The sequence below is a fragment of the Pseudomonas sp. KH_050 genome, assembly GCF_057838875.1.
The window spans coordinates 2,375,612-2,396,585 of record NZ_CM174478.1; the positions used below are offsets into that span (position 1 = coordinate 2,375,612).

Below are 20,974 nucleotides of genomic sequence, written 5' to 3' on the forward strand. Positions count from 1 at the left end.
CTTCAATACACCCAAACCTCCACCCGCCGATTCTTCATCCTGCCTTCATCGGCGCTATTGGCCGCCACTGGCATCTCGGCGCCAAAGCCGCGAATCTCGCGAAACACCACGCCGTTCTTCACCAGTTCCCGTCGTACTGCCATGGCTCGCAACTTCGACAGGAGGTCCGCTCGCGCCGGGTCGCTCTTGGCATCGCCAAAGCCCACCAGCGTCACCTGTTTATCGAGCTTGCCGTGGAGCCTTAAATAGTCGAGCACCCGCGACAGATCCTGGCGGGCTTTGTTGTCGAGGCTGGCGCTGCCTTCCTCGAAGCGAAAATTCACCGACAGCCGTTGCGCGTGACGGGTAATGGCCTCATAGCCGTCAGGCATCTGCGCGCCGGCCGTTACCGTCATGGCTTGCACGCTCTGGGCAATAAAACCGTTGGCGGCGACGATGGCCTGACCCTTGCTGCTTTGGGCAAAGGCCACCAGCGCCGTGGCCCACGGGTTTTGTCCGGCAGGCGGCAGGTAAAAGAACAAGCGCCGCGACAGCGGATAGTCTTCGGTGGCGATCAGGCTATTGAGCGCCAGCATTGGCTGCGAAGCGCCGTCGACAATCGCCACGGCCTTGGCCTGTCGTACATAAGGCAGGCCGATAAAGCCGATGCCCTGCGGGTCCTGGCTGACCGCATCAGACAGCTGCTCGCTGGATTCAAAACGTTTCGCCGCGCTGCCCAGGGTTTTCCCGCGACGGCTAAGCACCAGCTCCTTGAAGGTGTCGTAGGTGCCCGATTGGTCATCCCGGGCATACAGCTGGATCGTCCCGCCGATGCCGCCCAGATCTTCCCAGGTTGTTATCTCGCCGCTGAAAATTCGCGCCAGTTGCTCGGTGTTCAGTTGATTCAGCGGGTTCTGCGGATGGAGGATGATCGCCAGACCGTCAATGGCGATTACCTGTTCGGCGCCCGGGCTTTTCAGGTCACCCAACGCTTCCAGGTCGACCAGTTCACTGTCCTTGATCGGACGCGAGGCGGCTGCCAGATCGGCGTCGGAGGTTTTCAGAGCGACGAAGCCGGTACTGGAGCCATGGGCCGCGACTTCCACCACCACCTTGCGACCTTCTGCCGTCTGGCCGACGATCCGCTGTTCGTTGTCTTTGCCGGTGATTTCGCTGCGCACCTTGAGCAGGCCCTGATCTTCCATCAGCCCTTTGACCAGTGCCGGACCCAGTGCCGCGCCGATGGTGTTGGATCCCTGGATGCGCAGGGCAGGGCCATGCTCCGGGGTCGGCAGCTGATTGGCGAAGACCGGAACAGTCAGGCCGCAAACCATCATCAATAACAGCGCGCGCAGCATTGGAGCGGCACCTTCTAAAGCGAGGGAAGTGCCGGGAGAATAAGTCAGTCAGGTTGCTGAAAGATGACAGCTTGCTCAACGGGAGGGGGGTTGAGCGCAAACCCCCTGTGGCGAGGGAGCTTGCTCCCGCTCGGCTGCGCAGCAGTCGTAAAAACGGCTGATGCGTTCTATCTGATGATTCGTGGTGGCAGGTTTTAGGGCCGCTTCGCGACCCAGCGGGGGCAAGCCTCCTCGCCACAAGATCAGCGGGTCAGGTCAGCTCAACTCAAGCCAGATCGGCGCATGGTCGGAAGGTTTTTCCATGGCACGCAGGTCGTAGTCGACGCCGGCAGCCTTGATTCGCGGCAACAGTGCGTGAGAGGTCAGGATCAGATCGATGCGCAGGCCACGCTTGGGTTCGTCTTCAAAGCCACGGCTGCGGTAGTCGAACCAGCTGAAACGGTCGGCGACGTCCGGGTTCAGGTGCCGGAAGCTGTCCACCAGGCCCCAGTTCTTCAGGCGGGCCATCCACTCGCGTTCTTCTGGAAGGAAGCTGCACTTGCCGGTTTTCAGCCAGCGCTTCATGTTGTCCGGGCCAATGCCGATGTCGCAGTCTTCCGGGGAAATGTTCACGTCGCCCATCACCACCAGCGGCTGGTCATTGCGAAACTGGGTTTCGAGCAATTGCTGCAGGTCGTTGTAGAAGCGTTGCTTGGCCGGGAACTTGGTCGGGTGGTCGCGGCTTTCACCTTGTGGGAAATAGCCGTTCATGATGGTCACCAGCTCGCCGTTGGCGTCGGCGAAAGTGCCCCAGATAAACCGTCGCTGCGCGTCTTCTTCATCACTGGCAAAGCCTTTGTGCAGGGCGGTCGGTGCCTGACGGGAGAGCAGGGCGACGCCGTAATGGCCCTTTTGCCCGTGGTAATACACTTGATAGCCGAGGGCCTGGATTTCGGCGAACGGGAACTGGTCGTCATGGACCTTGGTTTCCTGCAGACCGATGACATCCGGTTGGTGCTTCTCGATCAGCGCTGCCAGCTGATGCGGCCGGGCGCGCAGGCCGTTGATGTTGAACGAGACGATCTTCATGGTCGGCAGTCCTGGCAAAACTGCGATGCTAGCCGACAAGTCCGGCGGCGGCCAGCGTGGCAACAGGTCAGATGCGCTGCTAAGGTCCTTTGGGCGTAGAGTGTGAGCCGTTGTTACGTGGAACTGTGCACTCATACACAGGCTCGTAGTAACAAGGCTTTTGTATAAAGAGCACGGCCACGTTGAGCCGCGCCCTGGGAGATCGATTGTTATGCCTGAAACCTCTGCCATCGCTGACATTCATATGCTCGACAGCGGTTATTCCAGCGAAGCGCGTTCCTTGCTGTATCAAGCCTACCGGCATGAGCCGACGTTCGCGTTTTTGTTCGAGTCCGAGCGGCCTGGTTATGAGCAGCGGGTCCGGGCCACGGTGCGCGAACTGGTCAAGCAGCACTTTCTCCAGGACTTGCCGGCCATCGGCCTGTTGGTCAATGACCGGCTGATCGGTATCGCCCTGATCGCACCGCCGCAACGTCGCCTGGGCATCACCGAAAGTTGGGCCTGGCGCCTGCGGATGGTGCTCAGCACCGGCTTTCGTTGTACCCGGCGTTATCTGGACTATCACGAGGCGGTGGTGGCCTGCCTGCCCTCCGATGCGGTTCATGTCCTGCCGTTGCTGGGGATTCATCCGCAATTCCAGGGCAAGCACTTCGGCGAGCAGTTGCTACAGGCGGTGCATAATTGGTGCGCAGTGGACGAGCATTCGGAAGGTGTAGTACTCGACACCGGGAACCCTCGTTATCTGGAGTTCTATAAGCGTCAGGGTTATGAGGAAATTGGCGAGGTCGCTGTAGGACCTGTCCGTGAGCATGTGTTTTTTCACCCCAACCCGCAGGCGTTACAAACAGCAACTGCTTAACCTGGAAACTTCCGGTCAAACCAGGGCTCTATCACGCTCCCTTGCTCGTGATAGCATCCGCGCCTATGAAGTTTCCAGGAAGAATTACCAGCGGTTTGCTCGTGCTGGTCACAAGCTGTGCGGCGCTCGCGCAAAGCGAATTGGACGTCCGGATCAAACCGTCCAACAATGAACTGAAGGCCAATATAGAAGGCTATATCGGAGGCCTCGGCGAGCGCGATGAAGAAGCCTTGTTGCGCTTCAGTCGCGGCGCCGAGGAGCAGGCGCGAAAGGCCGCCCAGGCCTTGGGTTATTATCAGCCGCAAATCGACAGCGAGGTCAAAGGCGGCAAGTCGCCACGGCTGGTGTTGAACATTGACCCCGGCGAGCCCGTGCACTTGCGCAATGTCACCGTGCGCGTCGATGGTCCCGCGGCCTCCCTCAAAGCCTTCCGGGTGCCGAAAGGCGCTCAGCTGAAATCCGGCGCGGTGCTCAATCACGGTCATTACGAAGACGCCAAGCGCCTGATCCAGAATCAGGCCTCGCGCTACGGCTTTTTCAGCGGGCGCTTTACCCGTCAGAAATTACTGGTCGATCCCCAGGCCGGCGTCGCCGACATTGAGCTGGTCTACGACAGTGGTCCGCGTTATGCCTTGGGCAAGGTCAGCTTTGCCGGCGACACCCCGTTCGATGAAGACCTGCTGCAACGCATGGTGCCGTTCAAGGCCGGTGATCCCTACGACTCCGAACAGATCGCCGAGTTGAACCAGGCGCTGCAGTCGAGCGGTTATTTCGAAGGGGTGCGAGTCGATGCCGCGCCCGCCGCCGCGGCCGACAATGTGATCCCGGTGGCCGTGCACCTGGAAACCCGCAAGCCGCGGACCATGGGCCTGGGCCTGGGTTTTTCGACCGACGTAGGGCCGCGCGCCAAGGCCAACTGGACCCGGCACTGGGTCAACCCCCAAGGTCACAGCTATGGCTGGGAGACCGAGGTGTCCGCGCCACGGCAGAACGTCGGCCTGTGGTACGACGTGCCGCTGGATCCGCCGCTGACCGACAAACTTCGTTATGCCGGCGGTTATCAATACGAAGAACTGGCGAGCAACGACAGCCTGAGCAAACTGCTGACCCTCGGCCCCGAGTGGCACAGCAAGTTGCCCAGTGGCTGGCAGCGCGTGGTTTCGCTGAAATGGCAGCGCGAGGAGTACCGCCTCGGCGATGATTCCGGTTTGAGCACCTTGCTGATGCCCGGCGTCAGTTATTCCTACCTGCGCAGTGACAACCGCATCGATCCGCACAATGGCTATCGTCTGCAATTCGACACCAAGGTCGCCAAGGAAGGGTTGGGCTCGGATAACAATCTGCTTTATGGCACTGCACTGCTCAAAGGCTTGACCACGGTCTGGGACAAGCACCGGTTCCTCGGTCGCGTGCAGTTCGGCGGCAGCGCCACCAATGGCTATGCCTCGATACCGCCGTCATTGCGCTTCTTTGCCGGTGGCGATCAAAGCGTGCGCGGTTACGACTATCAGAGCCTGTCGCCGAAAAACTCCAATGGCGATCGCATCGGTGGCCGCTACATGGTCGCCGGCAGCGCCGAGTATCAATATTCTGTTACTGATAAATGGCGGGTCGCGACCTTCATCGACCAGGGCAACTCGTTCAATACCCTTGAACTGCCGAACCTCAAGACCGGGGTCGGTATCGGTGTGCGCTGGGTTTCGCCGGTCGGGCCGTTGCGCCTGGACGTTGCCCGGGCAATGGACGACGACGGCGGCTTGCGTTTGCACTTTTCCATGGGGCCTGAGCTGTGAATCGTGGTGTGAAAATAGCGCTGCTGGCGATCCTGGCGCTGGTGATGATGGTGTTGCTGGCGTTGGCCACGGTGCTGGGAACTCAGTTTGGCAGCCGTTGGGCACTGGGCTGGGTACCGGGTTTGACGGTGGAAGATTTCCAGGGTCGCCTGGGCGGTCAATGGAGTGCCGAGCATCTGCTCTGGCAGCAGGACAGCAGCCGGGTCGAGCTGAGCCGGCCGGTGTTTGCCTGGTCGCCGCTGTGTCTGGCGCGCATGACCTTGTGCATCGGACAACTGAAGGTCAAGCAGATCAGCCTGCAGTTTCCACCGGGCAGCGATGAAAGCAGCGGTCCCATCAGCCTGCCAGACCTGAAGCTGCCATTGGCAATCGAGTTGGGCGAAGTGCAGATCGGCAGCTTGCTGTTCAACGGCAGCGAAGAACTCAAAGGCTTGCAACTGGCGGCGCAATGGACGGCCAAGGGGTTGCAGATCGACTCGGTGCACCTGCAGCGGGACGAGCTGAGCCTGGACCTGTCCGGTCTGCTGCAACCGAGCGGCGACTGGCCGTTGACGGCTGAAGGTCGATTGACGTTGCCGGCACCGGGCAGCGAACCCTGGGCACTGGCCTTGAAAGTCGACGGCAATCTGCTGAAAACCCTGAAGCTCAAGGCCGACAGCAGCGGCTACCTGCAAGGCCAGTTGACCGGCGAGTTGCAGCCTTTGGTGGAGAACCTCCCGGCTCAGGTGCGCATTACCGCGGATGGCTTCAAGGCCAGCGCCGATTTGCCGGACACCCTGCACCTCAATCAGCTTGAGCTCACCGGCAAGGGTGATCTGAAAAACGGTTACCAATTGCTGGGCAACGCCACCTTGCCGGCCGAACAGGGGCCGGTCAGCCTGCTGCTGCAAGGCAAGGTCGACGCCAAGGGCGCGCAAATCGCCGCGCTGGACCTCAGTGCCAACGCCGAGCAGAGCCTCAAGCTCAGCGGGCAACTGGACTGGAGTGAAGGCTTCAGCGCCGAGGCCAGGGTCGACTGGCTGAACTTCCCCTGGCATCGGCTCTATCCGCTGATCGACGAACCTGAAGTGGCGCTGCAGACCTTCAATGCTGAAGTGTCTTATCGCGATGGCAACTATCTGGGCAACTTCAAGGCCGCCCTCGATGGCCCGGCGGGGGCGTTCAGCCTGAGCAGCCCGTTCAGTGGCGACCTGACAAAAATCTACCTGCCGGAGTTCAAGCTGGTGGCCGGGCAGGGCAAGGCCGAAGGGCATTTGAACCTGCAATTCGCTGACGGCATCGCCTGGGACACGGCACTCGACCTGTCGGCGATCAACCCGGCGTATTGGCTGGCGGAGTTACCGGGCACTCTCGCTGGACCGTTGCGCAGCACAGGCGAGATGAAGAATGAACAGCTGAAGCTGAACGCTGACCTGGACCTCAAGGGCAAGCTGCGCGGTCAGCCCGCGGTGTTCCAGGCCAAGGCCGATGGCGGCGGCGAACAATGGACCCTCAACGCCCTGGATATTCGCCTGGGTGAAAACCGCATTCACGGCAGCGGCAGCCTGCAACAGAAACTGGCCGGGCAGATCGACATCAAGATGCCGCGCCTGGGTCAGCTCTGGCCGCAATTGCGCGGCCAGCTCAATGGCCGGGTCGATGTCGCGGGGACGCTCAAGGCACCCCAGGGCAAGCTGAGCCTGCAAGGCCTGCAGCTGGCGCTGGCCGATAATCGCCTGCAAAGCCTGAACCTGGACGCCAGGCTGGACAGCGCGCAACGGGCGAGCATCGACCTCAAAGGCAGCGGCATCCAGGCTGGCGATACGCGGCTGGGCACGCTGACCGCCAGCGGCCAGGGCGATATCAAGCAGCAGAAGCTGCAGCTGGACTTACAAGGCCCGTTGCTCAAACTGGCGCTGGGGCTGGACGGCAATCTGGATAAAGGTAACTGGCGCGGACGTCTGGCCAGCGGTGACATACAGGCCGGAGGCCAGGACTGGAAGTTGCAATCTCCGGCGAAGCTCGAGTACCTGGCCGATGGCAAGCTCAACTTTGGTGCCCACTGCTGGGTGTCCGGACACGCCAGTCTGTGTGGTGAAGACCAGCGATTGATGCCCGAGCCGATGCTGCGTTACCACCTCAAGCAGTTCCCGATTGAAAGCCTCGCGCAATGGCTGCCGAAGGAATTCGCCTGGAAAGGCAGGCTCAATGCCGACGTGCAGCTGGATCTGCCGGCCAGTGGTCCGAAAGGCCAGGTCACGGTCGACGCCAGCGGCGGCACGTTGCGCATCCGCGAAAAAGACCAGTGGCTGGATTTCCCTTACCAGACGCTGAAACTCGACAGTCGCTTGAGCCCGACCCGCATCGATACCCAACTGAATTTCGTCGGCGGCAAGCTGGGAGAACTGATGCTGCAGGCGCAGATCAATCCGTTACCCAAGAACAAGCCACTTACCGGCTCGTTCCGTCTCAGTGGCCTGGATCTGTCGGTGGCCCGCCCCTTCGTGCCGATGGTCGAAAAGCTGTCCGGGCATTTGAGCGGCAGCGGCAATTTGTCCGGTGGTTTGTTGGCACCCCTGGTCAATGGCAGCTTGATGCTCAGCGATGGGGAAGTGTCCGGGGCGGAATTGCCCAGCAGTTTCGAGGCGCTGCAGATTCAGGCGCTGATCGCTGGCGAAAGCGTGCAGCTGAACGGCGGCTGGAAAAGCGGCAAGAGCGGGCAGGGTAGCCTGAGCGGACATGTAGCCTGGGGCGAAGCGCTAGTGGTTGACCTGGACCTCAAGGGTTCGCAATTGCCGGTCACGGTCGAGCCTTATGCGGTGCTGGAGGTGGCGCCAGACCTGAAGATCTCGATGCAGAACGACAAACTGGCGGTCACCGGCAAGGTGCTGGTGCCCAAGGGTGATATCACCATTCGCGAGTTGCCGCCGTCCACCGTCAAGGTCTCGGATGACACGGTGATCGTTGGCCATCAGACCGAAGAGGGCAAGCCGCCGATGGTCATGGCGATGGATATCGATGTGATCGTTGGCAAGGACAAGCTCAGCTTCAGCGGTTTTGGCCTGACCGCCAACCTGCAAGGCCAGGTGCATATCGGCGATAACATGGACACCCGTGGCGAACTCTGGCTCAACGAGGGTCGCTATCGCGCCTATGGCCAGCGCCTGACGGTGCGCCGTGCACGGTTGCTGTTCGCTGGCCCCATCGACCAGCCGTATCTGGACATCGAAGCGATTCGCCAGACCGGCGACGTGATCGCCGGGATCCGTTTGAGCGGCAGCGCCGAGCAGCCGACCACGCAGATTTTCTCCGAACCGGCCATGAGCGAAGAGGATGCGCTGTCCTACCTGGTGCTCGGTCATAAGCGAAGCACCACCGGTGAAGACAACAATATGCTGGCTCAGGCGGCGTTGGGTCTGGGGTTGATGGGCAGCTCCAAACTCACCGGCACGCTGGCCAAGGATCTGGGGATCGAGGATTTCCAGCTCGACACCGAAGGCAGCGGTGCAACCACCAGTGTGGTCGCCAGCGGCAACATCTCCGAGAAGCTCAGTTTGCGTTATGGGGTGGGGGTGTTCGAACCGGCCAATACCATCGCATTGCGTTACAAACTGAGCAAGCAGGTCTATCTGGAAGCCGCCAGCGGCATCGCCAGTTCGCTGGATATCTTCTACAAGCGGGATTTTTAGGCCGGAAAGCTAAAAGATCGCAGCCTGCGGCAGCTCCTACGGATGGACGTACACCTGCAATACCACGGATAGACCGGATTGGCGGAGCTGCCGCAGGCTGCGATCTTGGCAGCCTTACTGCGCCTGATCTGTACCTGCTAACACCTCCCCTTTCAAAAAACTCGTCGCTCATCCCCTAAATACCAAGCTTCCTAACTATTTCATTGACATTCGCTGCCTAGGCAGTAACATCTGGACACACACTCTCTGCCTAGGCAGCTATTTGGTGGTCAGATGAAGCACTTCACGCCGGACAACTTTCTAAATTGCCATCTCGGGCTGCTGCTCGGCCGTGCCGCGTTGCTCAAGGACCGGATCATCGACACCCATATGGAACCCCACGGCATCACCGCCGCGCAGTTCAAGGTGCTGATCATCATGGCCCAGTTCGGCGTCGACACCCCGGCCGAGCTGTGCCGCCACCTGTCCCTCGACAGCGGTTCGATGACGCGGATGCTCGACCGGCTCGAACACAAAGGCCTGCTGGCGCGCCAACGCAGCGAAGGTGACCGGCGCCAGGTGCAGCTGGTGCTGACAGTCGAAGGGCAGCGGCTGGCCGACAGGCTTCCGGAAATCGGCGCCAACGCGATGAATCAATTGGCCAGCGCACTCGACCCCGAGGAGCTGCAAACCCTGGAGCGGATCCTGAAGAAAATATTGGTGGCGGCCGGTGATCCGATCACCTTGCTGCGGGTAGGTGATAAATGAGCAGTCAATCCTTGCGTAGCGGGCTGAGCCTGGTGCTGCTGGCCCTGAGTCTGGCCGGTTGCGCCAGCTACAGCGGCCTCGACACCGAAGGCGTCAGCCTCGAGGCGAACCACCTCAAGGCCGGGCAATCGCTCAGTGGCGTGACCCTGTCGCCGGCGGCCTGGCCGAAAAGCGACTGGTGGAAAAGCCTCGGCGATCCGCAACTCGACGGCTTGATCCGCGAAGCCCTGCGGGACAGCCCGGATATGCAGATCGCCAGCGCCCGCGCCCATCAGGCCAGTGCGGCCGCCTATGCCGCCAACGCTGCGCGGATGCCGACCCTCGACGCCAGCGCCAGCGTCAGTCGTTCGCGGCTGGCCCGCGACCAGGACCCGAGCGGGCAGGGCGGCAACTACAGCACTCTGCGCAGCTTGGGCGTGGACTTCAATTACACGTTCGACCTCTGGGGCGGCCAGCGCGCCACCTGGGAAGCCGCGCTCGGCCAGGCCCGTGCTGCCGAGATCGACCGCCAGGCGGCGCAGTTGACCCTGGCCGCCGATGTCGCCCGGGCCTACAGCAATCTGGGCCAGGCGCATATCGTCCATGATCTGGCCAATGAAGATCTCAAACGCACCCGGCAAATGCTCGACCTCGGTAAACGTCGATTGAGTTCCGGGATCGACAGCCAGTATCAGTACCAGCAAACCGAAAGCCTCGAGGCCAGCTCCCAGGCCGCGTTGATCGACGCCGAGAAAAACCTGCAAAGCGCCCGGATTGCCCTGGCGGTGTTACTCGGTAAAGGCCCGGATCGCGGCAACGAAATTGCTCGACCGAAGGTCCTGCAGGCCAGCGCCGTGGCTTTGCCCTCGGTGCTCCCGGCCGAGTTGCTGGGTCGCCGTCCGGACCTGGTCGCCGCTCGCTGGCGGGTCGAAGCGGCGAGCAAGGATATCGTCGCCGGCAAGACCAACTTCTATCCAAACCTCAACCTGAGCGCGGCGGCCGGGGTGCAATCGCTGTTGGGCGATGCGATGTTCGGCTCGGCGAGCCGCTTCTTTAATGTCGCACCGACCGTATCGCTGCCGATTTTCGATGGGGGTCGCCTGCGTGCCGATCTCGATGCTCGTGACGCCGACTACGACCTCGCCGTGGCGCAGTACAACAAGAGCCTGGTGACCGCCTTGGGGGATGTCAGCGACACCCTCTCGCAACTGAGCGACATCGGCCGGCAGATCAAAGCCCAGCAACACGCCACTGATATTGCCCAGGACTCTTACAACACCGTGGTCCAGCGCTTCGGCTCCGGAATCGGCAACTACCTCGACGTACTGAGCATCGAGCAGCAACTGCTGCAGACCCAGCGTCAGCTGGCGAACCTGAATGCCGAGCAGATCGACCTTTCGATTCAATTGATGCAGGCACTGGGCGGCGGGTTTCAGGCCGACACCCTGGCCGCGGCCAACCCCACCCCAGCCACGCGGACTGAATAATTCAAGGTACTTGTCATGGCCACTGAAGACACCCTCAACACTGCCGAAAACTCCCAGGACACGGGCAACCAGCGCAAGCGCAAGGTCATGCTGCTGGCGCTGGCCGTCATCGTCGTCCTCGGGGGCTTGAGCGCCTGGGGCTGGCACGAACTCTACGGGCGCTGGAATGAAAGCACCGACGATGCCTACGTGAACGGCAACGTAGTGGAAATCACGCCCTTGGTCACCGGTACGGTGGTGAGCATTGGCGCCGATGACGGTGACCTGGTGCATGAGGGCCAGGTGCTCATCAACTTCGACCCCAATGACGCCGAAGTCGGTTTGCAGAGTGCGCAGGCCAATCTGGCCCGTACCGTGCGTCAGGTCCGCGGCCTGTACAGCAACGTCGACGGCATGAAGGCCCAGGTCAATGCGCAGAAAGCCGAAGTGCAAAAAGCCCGGGAAAACTTCAATCGACGCAAGAACCTGGCGGCCGGTGGGGCAATTTCCCAGGAAGAGCTGTCCCACGCCCGGGATGACTTGAGCTCGGCGCAAAACGCCCTGGCCAATGCCCGGCAGCAACTCAATACCAGCAATGCATTGGTCGACGACACCGTGGTCTCGTCCCATCCGGACGTGCAGGCCTCCGCCGCGCAATTGCGTCAGGCCTACCTGACCAATGCCCGCAGCACCTTGATCGCCCCGGTCAGCGGTTATGTCGCCAAACGCACCGTGCAACTCGGTCAGCGGGTTCAGCCAGGTACCGCGCTGATGGCGGTAATCCCGCTGGATCAGCTGTGGATTGATGCCAACTTCAAAGAAACCCAGCTGCGGGACATGCGCATCGGCCAGCCGGTGGACATCGAAGCCGACCTCTACGGCAGCGACGTGAAATACAGCGGCACCATCGACAGCCTCGGTGCCGGCACCGGCAGCGCCTTCGCCTTGCTGCCGGCGCAGAATGCCACCGGCAACTGGATCAAGATCGTCCAGCGGGTGCCGGTGCGGATTCATATCAACGCCGAAGAACTTGCCAAACATCCGTTGCGGGTCGGTCTGTCGACTCAGGTCCAGGTCAATCTGCACGACCAGAGCGGCCCGGTGCTGGCGCAACAGCCGGCGCAAAAAGCCTCGTTCAGCACCAGTGTCTACGACCGTCAGTTGGTTGAGGCCGATGCAATGATCACTCGTTTGATCCACGACAACAGCTCTGCGGCGAGCAAAACCGTCCAGCGCTGATTCTCGCCAGTCCCTGCGCTGCGGCCCTGGCGCTCGCAGCGCCAGCCAGGTTTCAAAGGATTCGCGATGAGCAATAACGCCTCGTTCACGCCGCCCAGCTTGTTGTTCGCCACCCTCGGCCTGTCCCTGGCGACCTTCATGCAGGTGCTCGACACCACCATCGCCAACGTGGCCTTGCCGACGATTTCCGGCAACCTGGGGGTGAGTTCGGAGCAGGGCACCTGGGTCATCACCTCGTTTGCCGTGAGCAATGCGATTGCGCTGCCGTTGACCGGTTGGCTCAGCCGGCGCTTCGGTGAGGTGAAGTTGTTTCTCTGGGCGACCATCCTGTTTGTGCTGGCGTCGTTCCTGTGCGGTATCTCCACGTCCATGCCCGAACTGGTCGGCTTTCGGGTGGTGCAGGGCCTGGTGGCGGGGCCGCTGTATCCGATGACCCAGACCCTGCTGATCGCAGTCTATCCGCCGGCAAAACGGGGGATGGCATTGGCATTGCTGGCGATGGTCACTGTGGTTGCTCCGATTGCCGGCCCGATACTCGGCGGTTGGATTACCGATAGCTACAGCTGGCCGTGGATTTTCTTTATCAACGTGCCGATCGGTGTGTTCGCGGTCATGGTGGTCAAGCAACAACTCAAGGCCCGACCGGTGGTGATCAGTCGCCAGCCGATGGATTATGTGGGCTTGTTGACCTTGATCATTGGTGTCGGTGCGCTGCAGGTCATCCTCGACAAGGGCAACGACCTGGACTGGTTCGAGTCAAATTTCATCATTATCGGCGCGGCCATCTCGGCGGTAGCGCTGGCGGTGTTCGTAATCTGGGAAATGACTGACAAGCACCCGGTGGTCAATCTGCGGTTGTTCGCCCATCGTAACTTCCGCATCGGCACCATTGTGCTGGTGTTCGGTTATGCGGGGTTCTTCGGCATTAACCTGATCCTGCCGCAATGGCTGCAGACGCAGATGGGCTATACGGCGACCTGGGCCGGGCTGGCGGTGGCGCCGATCGGGATTTTGCCGGTGCTGATGTCGCCGTTTGTCGGCAAGTACGCGCACAAGTTCGATTTGCGGCTGCTGGCCGGGCTGGCGTTTCTGGCGATTGGCTTGAGCTGCTTCATGCGCGCCGGGTTCACCAATGAAGTGGATTTCCAGCACATAGCCCTGGTGCAACTGTTCATGGGCATCGGTGTGGCGCTGTTCTTCATGCCGACCCTGAGCATTCTGATGTCGGACTTGCCGCCGCACCAGATCGCCGATGGCGCCGGCCTGGCAACCTTCCTGCGGACCCTGGGCGGCAGCTTTGCGGCATCCTTGACCACCTGGATCTGGATCCGTCGCGCCGATCAGCATCATGCCTATCTGAGCGAAAGCATCAGTACCTATGAACCTGCGACCCGGGATGCCTTGAACAGTCTGGGCGGGGCGGGTAACCCGGCCTACGCGCAGCTGGATCATGTGCTGACCAGCCAGGCCTACATGCTCTCGACCGTGGATTATTTCACGTTGCTGGGGTGGGCTTTCATGGGCTTGATACTGCTGGTGTGGCTGGCCAGACCGCCGTTTGCGGCGAAGGCCGGGCCGGCCGCGGCAGGGCATTGATTTAGCGGCGGCCGCTAAAAGATCGCAGCCTATCGGCAGCTCCTACGCCGACCACGGACATCCGCCATTGCCCGGGTGTACGCAAATCCCTGTAGGAGCTGCCGGAGGCTGCGATCTTTTGATCTTTGGTTTTTAGGGTGTAACGAAGTCAAACGCCGCCAACGCAAACCCTTGCTCATCCACCTGCAACGCCCAGCCCTGACGATCCCAGTCCCCCAGCACAATGCGCCTGGCCGCTTGCTCGCCAATCTGCAGTTTGTGGATGGCCGGGCGGTGGGTGTGGCCGTGGACCAGGGTGCGTACGCCGTATACCTGCATGATCCGCGGGATTTCCTCGGGGGTCACGTCGACGATGTCGTTGGCTTTCATCCGGGTCTGGGTGCGGCTTTCATTGCGCAGCTTGCGCGCCAGCTTGTGCCGGGTGCCCAAGGGAAGATGCCGCAGGATAAACAGGGTGATGGGGTTGCGCAGATAACGACGCAGCTTCATATAGGCTTCGTCGCGGGTGCACAGGCTGTCACCGTGCATCAGCAGCACGGGTTCGCCGTTCAGTTCAACGACACTCGGGTCTTTGAGCAGGGTTGCACCTGCGGCCTTGCAGAAGGCCTGGCCGAGCATGAAGTCGCGATTGCCATGCATCAGGAAAATCTGCGTACCGCTGTCGCTGAGTTCCCGTAGTGCCTGGCAAATGGAAAGCTGGTAGGGGGTCATGGCATCGTCGCCGATCCATGCCTCGAAAAAATCTCCCAATATGTACAACGCTTGCGCCGAGCGGGCGCGCCCGCTCAGTAAATCCAGAAACGCCCGGGTAATGTCCGGGCGCTCCTCTTCCAGATGTAAATCTGAAATCAGCAGTATCACTCAATGATCTCGGCTTTCTCGATGATCACGTCGTCGCTTGGCACGTCTTGATGGCCGGACTTCATAGTGGTGGCAACACCTTTGATCTTGTCGACAACGTCGCTGCCTTCGACCACTTTACCGAACACTGCATAACCCCAGCCTTGCGCGGTTTTGGCGCTGTGGTTGAGGAAGCTGTTGTCGGCAACGTTGATGAAGAACTGCGCGGAAGCCGAATGCGGCTCCATGGTGCGGGCCATGGCGACGGTGTACTTGTCGTTGGAAAGACCGTTGTCGGCTTCGTTCTGGATGCTTGGGCGCTTGTCTTTCTTTTCCTTCATGCCTGGCTCGAAACCGCCGCCCTGGATCATGAAGTTACCGATAACGCGGTGGAATACGGTGTTTTCGTAGTGACCGGCCTTAACGTACTCGACGAAGTTGGCCACGGTGATCGGGGCTTTTTCGGCGTTCAGTTCCAGGACGATGTCGCCCTTGTTGGTCGTCAGTTTGACTTTAGTCATGATCGTTATCGCTCTTTCAAGGAATTCGTGGGTGTCGGGGCGCTCATGCTGCCTGCGGACCCGAACCGGTTAGGCAAAAAAAACGCCAGGGTGCGCAGTTTAGCGTGCCGGGCGCGAATTTCGAGGCTGTTTTTCAAAACAGGTGCATTAAACGCACCTGATTTCGGGCCTCCTCTGTCAGGTGCTTGACAGCATCGGCTATGATAGCGGCTTTGTTTTGTCAGGCCCGTATTTCGGCCGCGCACTTGTACGTCCAAGGATCCTATGAGCAAGCCCACTGTCGACCCTACCTCGAATTCCAAGACCGGACCTGCCGTTCCAGTCAATTTCCTGCGCCCGATCATCCAGGCGGACCTGGACTCGGGTAAGCACACGCAGATCGTCACCCGTTTTCCGCCAGAGCCCAACGGCTACCTGCACATCGGCCACGCCAAGTCGATCTGTGTGAACTTCGGCCTGGCCGAGGAATTCGGTGGCGTCACGCACCTGCGTTTTGACGACACCAACCCGGCCAAGGAAGACCAGGAATACATCGACGCCATCGAAAGCGACATCAAATGGCTGGGCTTCCAATGGTCCGGTGAAGTGCGCTATGCCTCGCAGTATTTCGACCAGTTGCACGATTGGGCGGTGGAGCTGATCAAGGCTGGCAAAGCCTACGTTTGCGACCTGACCCCGGAGCAAGCCAGGGAATACCGTGGCAGCCTGACCGAGCCGGGCAAGAACAGCCCGTTCCGTGAGCGCAGCGTCGAAGAAAACCTTGACCTGTTCGCCCGCATGAAGGCCGGCGAGTTCAAGGATGGCGCGCGCGTCCTGCGGGCCAGGATCGACATGGCTTCGCCGAACATGAACCTGCGCGACCCGATCATGTATCGCATCCGCCACGAGCATCACCACCAGACCGGTGACACCTGGTGCATCTACCCGAACTACGACTTCACCCACGGTCAGTCGGACGCCATCGAAGGCATCACCCACTCGATCTGCACCCTGGAGTTCGAAGACCACCGTCCACTGTACGACTGGTTCCTCGACAACCTGTCAGTCCCGGCGCACCCGCGTCAGTACGAGTTCTCGCGGCTGAACCTGAACTACACCATCACCAGCAAGCGCAAGCTCAAGCAGTTGGTTGACGAGAAACACGTCGACGGCTGGGACGACCCGCGCATGTCCACGCTGTCGGGTTTCCGCCGCCGTGGCTACACGCCGAAGTCGATCCGCAACTTCTGCGAAATGGTCGGCACCAACCGTTCCGCGGGTGTGGTCGACTTCGGCATGCTGGAGTTCAGCATCCGCGACGACCTCGACCACAGCGCCCCGCGTGCCATGTGCGTGCTGCGTCCGCTGAAAGTCGTGATCACCAACTACCCGGAAGGTCAGGTCGAGAACCTCGAACTGGCGTGCCATCCGAAAGAAGACCTGGGCGTGCGCCAACTGCCGTTCGCCCGTGAGATCTACATCGACCGTGAAGACTTCATGGAAGAGCCGCCAAAAGGCTACAAGCGCCTGGAACCGAATGGCGAAGTGCGCCTGCGCGGCAGCTACGTGATCCGTGCCGACGAAGCGATCAAGGACGCCGACGGCAACATCGTCGAACTGCGTTGCTCCTACGATCCTGAAACGTTGGGCAAGAACCCTGAAGGCCGCAAGGTCAAAGGCGTGGTGCACTGGGTCCCGGCCGCGGCCAGCGTCGAGTGCGAAGTGCGTCTGTACGATCGCCTGTTCCGTTCGCCGAATCCGGAGAAGGCTGAAGGCAGCGAAGGTTTCCTGGACAACATCAACCCTGATTCACTGCAGGTGCTCACCGGTTGTCGTGCTGAACCCTCGTTGGGCAATGCACAGCCAGAAGACCGTTTCCAGTTCGAGCGCGAAGGCTACTTCTGCGCGGATATCAAGGACTCGAAACCCGGTCATCTGGTCTTCAACCGTACCGTGACCCTGCGCGATTCGTGGGGCCAGTGATTCAGCGGCAGGCCTGACCTGTTCTGATAAAAAGGGAGCATTCGTGCTTACGATCTACAACACGCTCACCAAGAGCAAAGAAGTCTTCAAGCCGCTGGATGGCAACAAGGTGCGCATGTACGTCTGCGGGATGACCGTGTACGACTACTGCCATCTGGGCCACGGCCGCAGCATGGTCGCCTTTGACCTGGTGACCCGCTGGCTGCGATTCAGCGGTTATGACCTGACTTACGTGCGCAACATCACCGACATCGACGACAAGATCATCAATCGCGCCCGTGAAAACGGCGAGGCGTTCGAAGCGCTGACCGAGCGCATGATCGCCGCGATGCACGAGGACGAAGCGCGGCTGAACATCCTCAAGCCGGACATGGAACCGCGGGCCACCGAGCATATCGCCGGCATGCACGCGATGATCCAGACCCTGATCGACAAGGGCTACGCCTACGCGCCAGGGAATGGCGACGTGTACTACCGCGTCGGCAAGTTCATGGGCTACGGCAAGCTGTCGCGCAAGAAGATCGAAGACCTGCGCATTGGCGCGCGGATCGAAGTCGACGAGTCGAAACAGGACCCGCTGGACTTCGTGCTGTGGAAAGCCGCCAAGCCGGGCGAGCCGAGCTGGGAGTCACCGTGGGGCACCGGTCGTCCGGGCTGGCACATTGAATGCTCGGTGATGTCGACCTGCTGCCTGGGCGAGACCTTCGACATTCATGGCGGCGGCAGCGACCTCGAGTTCCCGCACCACGAAAACGAAATCGCCCAGAGTGAAGCGGCGACCGGCAAGCCGTACGCCAATGCGTGGATGCACTGCGGGATGATTCGCATCAATGGCGAGAAGATGTCCAAGTCCTTGAACAACTTCTTCACCATTCGCGACGTGCTCGACAAGTACCACCCGGAAGTCGTGCGCTACCTGCTGGTGTCGAGCCACTACCGCAGCGCGATCAACTACTCGGAAGACAACCTCAAGGACGCCAAGGGCGCTCTGGAGCGTTTCTACCATGCGTTGAAAGGCCTGCCGAGTGTTCCGGCCGCCGGTGGCGAAGCCTTCGTCGAGCGTTTCACCCAGGTGATGAACGACGACTTCGGCACTCCGGAAGCCTGCGCCGTGCTGTTCGAGATGGTCCGCGAGATCAACCGCCTGCGCGACAGCGATGTGCAAGCGGCGGCCGGTCTGGCGGCACGCTTGAAAGAACTGGCCAGTGTGCTGGGTGTGCTGCAACTGGAAGCCGATGACTTCCTGCAGGCCGGCGCTGAAGGCCGGGTCGATGCGGCTGAGGTCGATGCGCTGATCCAGGCGCGCCTGACCGCTCGTGCCAACAAGGACTGGGCCGAATCCGACCGCATCCGCGACCAGCTCACCGCCATGGGCGTGGTGCTGGAAGACGGCAAGGGCGGGACGACCTGGCGTTTGGCTGACTGATTGCTGCGTGTGCTACAAACAAAACCCGCCTTGTGCGGGTTTTTGTTTATCAAAAGATCAAAAGATCAAAAGATCGCAGCCTGCGGCAGCTCCTACACAGGCTGCGATCTTGGGTTGTCTCAGGTGTCGATTTGCCGCAATCGCTTGTACAAGGTGTTCCTGCTCACCCCCAATCTTCGGGCAAGGTGAGAAATATTGCCCCCCACCGCCTGCAACTGCCGATTCAAATCCTCTGCTTCATCTATGGAGACCGACGCGGCAACTGCGGTTGACTCCATCTCCAGATCCACAAAAAAATCATCCGGCAAATGCTCCACCCGGATCGGCTGCTCCTCGGCCATGGCCAGCGCCACCTGCATCACACTGCTGACCTGCCGCAGGTTCCCCGGCCACGGATGGCGGGTGAACAGTTCCATGACTTCACGGCTGAGCCCGGCCCATTGCGTCGGCTCCCGGTGCTGCTCCCACAAACGCTTGAACAGCGCCTGCTTGTCACTGCGTTCACGCAAGGGGGGCAGCTCCAGCGTCAGCCCTCCGATGCGGTAGTACAGATCTTCTCGAAAGCGTCCCGTTTGGACCTGTTCGCGCAAGGTATGGTTGGTGGCCGAGATGATGCGAATGTCGACAGGAAACAGTTCGCTGCTGCCCACCGGCTGCACGCAACGCTCCTGCAATACCCGCAGCAACCGGGCCTGTGTCGATAGCGGCATGTCGCCGATTTCGTCGAGAAACAGCGTGCCTTTGTCGGCCTTGCGGATCAGCCCGATGCTGCCTTTCTGGTTGGCGCCGGTAAACGCGCCTTTTTCATAACCGAACAGCTCCGACTCCACCAGTTCGGCGGGGATCGCCGCACAATTTACGGCAATGAACGGTTGTTTGCTCCTGGAGCTGGCCTGATGCAGGGCTTTGACGAACACTTCCTTACCCACCCCGGTTTCGCCATGGATCAGCAGCGGGATGTCTTTCTCCAGCAGTCGTTCGGCCTGGCGCACGGCTTTTTCAACGCGGCTGTCACCAAAGTGCAGGGTGCCGAGGCTGATCGCGGCCGGGGCGGGGCAGACCGGCTCGGCAAATACCCGGGCCTGAATCGGCGCCTGCGTGGGGCGCTTCAACAAACAGTGAAAACGGTTGCGCCCCGAAGCCTGCAGCGCGAAGGGTAAACCTTCCGGCTGGTTCAGCAGGTCCCGCAAAGAGACCTTGAACAGGCTTTCGACGCTGACCCGCGACAGGCTGATGCCCAGCAGATTGTCGGCACGCCGGTTGGCCGACAGCACCTGGCCGCTTTCATCGAAGATCAGCAGCCCGGCCCATTGGCTGTCGAGGTTGTTCAGGCCGGTGTTGAAGGTCAGCTGGAAATGCCGGCCCTGGAACAGGTTGAGGATCAGCCGGTTCTCCACCGTCTGACTCATCATTTTTACCATGCCCAAGGTATGCGACGGCGGCAGGTAGCTGTCGCTGGAGACGTCGAGCACCGCGATCACCTGCCGCTCGGCGTCGAATATCGGTGCCGCGGAGCCGGTCATGAAGCGGTTGGCCTTGAGGAAGTGTTCGTCGTGCTCGATATGCACGGCTTGCTCACACGCCAAGGCGGTGCCGATGGCGTTGGTCCCGGTGCAGCGTTCCACCCAGCTGGCGCCGGCCTTGAAACCCCGGGCCAGATTCGGCTCGATAAAACGCTGGGTACCCCAGGAGGTCAGCACCTGGCCCTGGTTGTCGGCAAGCATGATCAGGCAGTTGGAATTGCTGAGGATGTTTTCGTAATACGGCAAGACTTCCTGGTGGGTGGTTTGCACCAGTGAATGTTGGCTTTCAAGCAACTGGCTGATGCGATCTGCCGGCAATTGATCGAAGGCCGGGGCGCTCTGATGACTGAGCCCGAAGGCCCGACAGCGGCGCCAGGAGTCCTGGATGATGGCGTCATGGGACAACAGCGGGGCAGGTGCGGCCATGGCAGTCGATCTCTGAGCAAACTTTATTGTTTTTATGGGGTTTCAGCGCTGCCCACGACATGTAGGGAGCTGCCGAAGGCTGCGATCTTTTGATCTTCGGCGCATGTCCAGACGCTAAAAATCAAAAGATCGCAGCCTGCGGCAGCTCCTACAGAGGATTGCAGACACCTTCTACATTGCAGGTGCACACGGTCGGTGTAGGAGCTGCCGGTAGGCTGCGATCTTTTCTGCTGACACCACCATCACCAAGATCAAAAGATCGCAGCCTGCGGCAGCTCCTACAGAAACGTGGCCAGCCCATGAGGTGCCGCGGATTCAAAGCATCCGTTGAGTGTTGTTCACTATTGTTCATTGTCAAACCCGGGACTGTTCAGTTGTTCAGTCGCAGTTGTTCATTTCTGTTCAGCAACGAATGCCGATCTCCCTTCCTATTAAAGAAAACCAAACTGGATCAACCACTTGGAATTTCTGGCACGAATGTCGCTCTGTTGCTCAGGTCGCTTGACTCCAATAATAAAAAGGCC

At 60.6% G+C, this 20,974-nt stretch carries 14 protein-coding genes; 9 read left to right on the forward strand and 5 right to left on the reverse strand.

The window, feature by feature from the left end; all coding sequences use genetic code 11:
- Nucleotides 1-2 precede the first annotated feature (2 nt).
- Nucleotides 3-1,337, reverse strand: coding sequence for a substrate-binding domain-containing protein (locus AC3IUA_RS10855; protein ID WP_489360770.1), 1,335 nt, complete (start codon nucleotides 1,335-1,337; stop codon nucleotides 3-5).
- 255 nt (nucleotides 1,338-1,592) lie between these two features.
- A complete protein-coding gene (gene xthA, locus AC3IUA_RS10860; protein WP_489360772.1) occupies nucleotides 1,593-2,405 on the reverse strand; it encodes an exodeoxyribonuclease III in 813 nt (270 codons plus the stop codon).
- A gap of 211 nt (nucleotides 2,406-2,616) precedes the next feature.
- Here xthA and AC3IUA_RS10865 point away from each other — a divergent pair, with 211 nt between their 5' ends.
- From AC3IUA_RS10865 to AC3IUA_RS10895, 7 genes are all read left to right on the forward strand, one after another.
- On the forward strand, nucleotides 2,617-3,264 hold the full coding sequence (locus tag AC3IUA_RS10865) for a GNAT family N-acetyltransferase (RefSeq protein ID WP_489360774.1): 648 nt from the start codon (nucleotides 2,617-2,619) through the stop codon (nucleotides 3,262-3,264).
- Between the two features lie 65 nt (nucleotides 3,265-3,329).
- A complete protein-coding gene (locus AC3IUA_RS10870) occupies nucleotides 3,330-5,057 on the forward strand; it encodes an autotransporter assembly complex protein TamA (protein WP_489360776.1) in 1,728 nt (575 codons plus the stop codon).
- Nucleotides 5,054-8,725, forward strand: a complete 3,672-nt coding sequence (locus AC3IUA_RS10875; RefSeq protein ID WP_489360778.1) for a translocation/assembly module TamB domain-containing protein — start codon at nucleotides 5,054-5,056, stop codon at nucleotides 8,723-8,725. The genes AC3IUA_RS10870 and AC3IUA_RS10875 overlap by 4 nt, the downstream gene beginning before the upstream one ends.
- Nucleotides 8,726-8,998: 273 nt before the next feature.
- Nucleotides 8,999-9,472 carry a MarR family winged helix-turn-helix transcriptional regulator gene (locus AC3IUA_RS10880; protein ID WP_489360780.1) on the forward strand — a complete coding sequence of 158 codons (474 nt, stop codon included), beginning with the start codon at nucleotides 8,999-9,001 and terminating at the stop codon, nucleotides 9,470-9,472.
- Nucleotides 9,469-10,938 (forward strand): efflux transporter outer membrane subunit, encoded by a 1,470-nt coding sequence (locus AC3IUA_RS10885; protein WP_489360781.1) that lies wholly within the window; start codon nucleotides 9,469-9,471, stop codon nucleotides 10,936-10,938. The genes AC3IUA_RS10880 and AC3IUA_RS10885 overlap by 4 nt, the downstream gene beginning before the upstream one ends.
- A 15-nt stretch (nucleotides 10,939-10,953) precedes the next feature.
- Nucleotides 10,954-12,156 carry an EmrA/EmrK family multidrug efflux transporter periplasmic adaptor subunit gene (locus AC3IUA_RS10890; RefSeq protein ID WP_489360783.1) on the forward strand — a complete coding sequence of 401 codons (1,203 nt, stop codon included), beginning with the start codon at nucleotides 10,954-10,956 and terminating at the stop codon, nucleotides 12,154-12,156.
- Between the two features lie 66 nt (nucleotides 12,157-12,222).
- Nucleotides 12,223-13,752, forward strand: a complete 1,530-nt coding sequence (locus AC3IUA_RS10895; RefSeq protein ID WP_489360785.1) for a DHA2 family efflux MFS transporter permease subunit — start codon at nucleotides 12,223-12,225, stop codon at nucleotides 13,750-13,752.
- A 132-nt stretch (nucleotides 13,753-13,884) separates the two neighbouring features.
- Here AC3IUA_RS10895 and lpxH read toward each other — a convergent pair whose 3' ends face one another.
- Together lpxH and AC3IUA_RS10905 are read right to left on the reverse strand one after the other, a co-directional pair.
- Nucleotides 13,885-14,613: a UDP-2,3-diacylglucosamine diphosphatase gene (gene lpxH, locus AC3IUA_RS10900; RefSeq protein ID WP_489360787.1), complete on the reverse strand. Its 729-nt coding sequence runs from the start codon at nucleotides 14,611-14,613 to the stop codon at nucleotides 13,885-13,887.
- Nucleotides 14,610-15,113 carry a peptidylprolyl isomerase gene (locus AC3IUA_RS10905; RefSeq protein WP_489360788.1) on the reverse strand — a complete coding sequence of 168 codons (504 nt, stop codon included), beginning with the start codon at nucleotides 15,111-15,113 and terminating at the stop codon, nucleotides 14,610-14,612. Before AC3IUA_RS10905 ends, lpxH begins: the two co-directional genes overlap by 4 nt.
- A 264-nt stretch (nucleotides 15,114-15,377) precedes the next feature.
- Between AC3IUA_RS10905 and AC3IUA_RS10910 the strand changes: the two genes are divergently transcribed.
- On the forward strand, nucleotides 15,378-17,075 hold the full coding sequence (locus AC3IUA_RS10910) for a glutamine--tRNA ligase/YqeY domain fusion protein (RefSeq protein WP_489360789.1): 1,698 nt from the start codon (nucleotides 15,378-15,380) through the stop codon (nucleotides 17,073-17,075).
- Between the two features lie 43 nt (nucleotides 17,076-17,118).
- Nucleotides 17,119-18,501: a cysteine--tRNA ligase gene (gene cysS, locus AC3IUA_RS10915; protein WP_489360790.1), complete on the forward strand. Its 1,383-nt coding sequence runs from the start codon at nucleotides 17,119-17,121 to the stop codon at nucleotides 18,499-18,501.
- A gap of 119 nt (nucleotides 18,502-18,620) precedes the next feature.
- On the opposite strand, the gene AC3IUA_RS10920 is transcribed toward cysS, so the two are convergent.
- Nucleotides 18,621-20,450, reverse strand: a complete 1,830-nt coding sequence (locus AC3IUA_RS10920; RefSeq protein ID WP_489360791.1) for a sigma-54-dependent Fis family transcriptional regulator — start codon at nucleotides 20,448-20,450, stop codon at nucleotides 18,621-18,623.
- Nucleotides 20,451-20,974 lie beyond the last annotated feature (524 nt).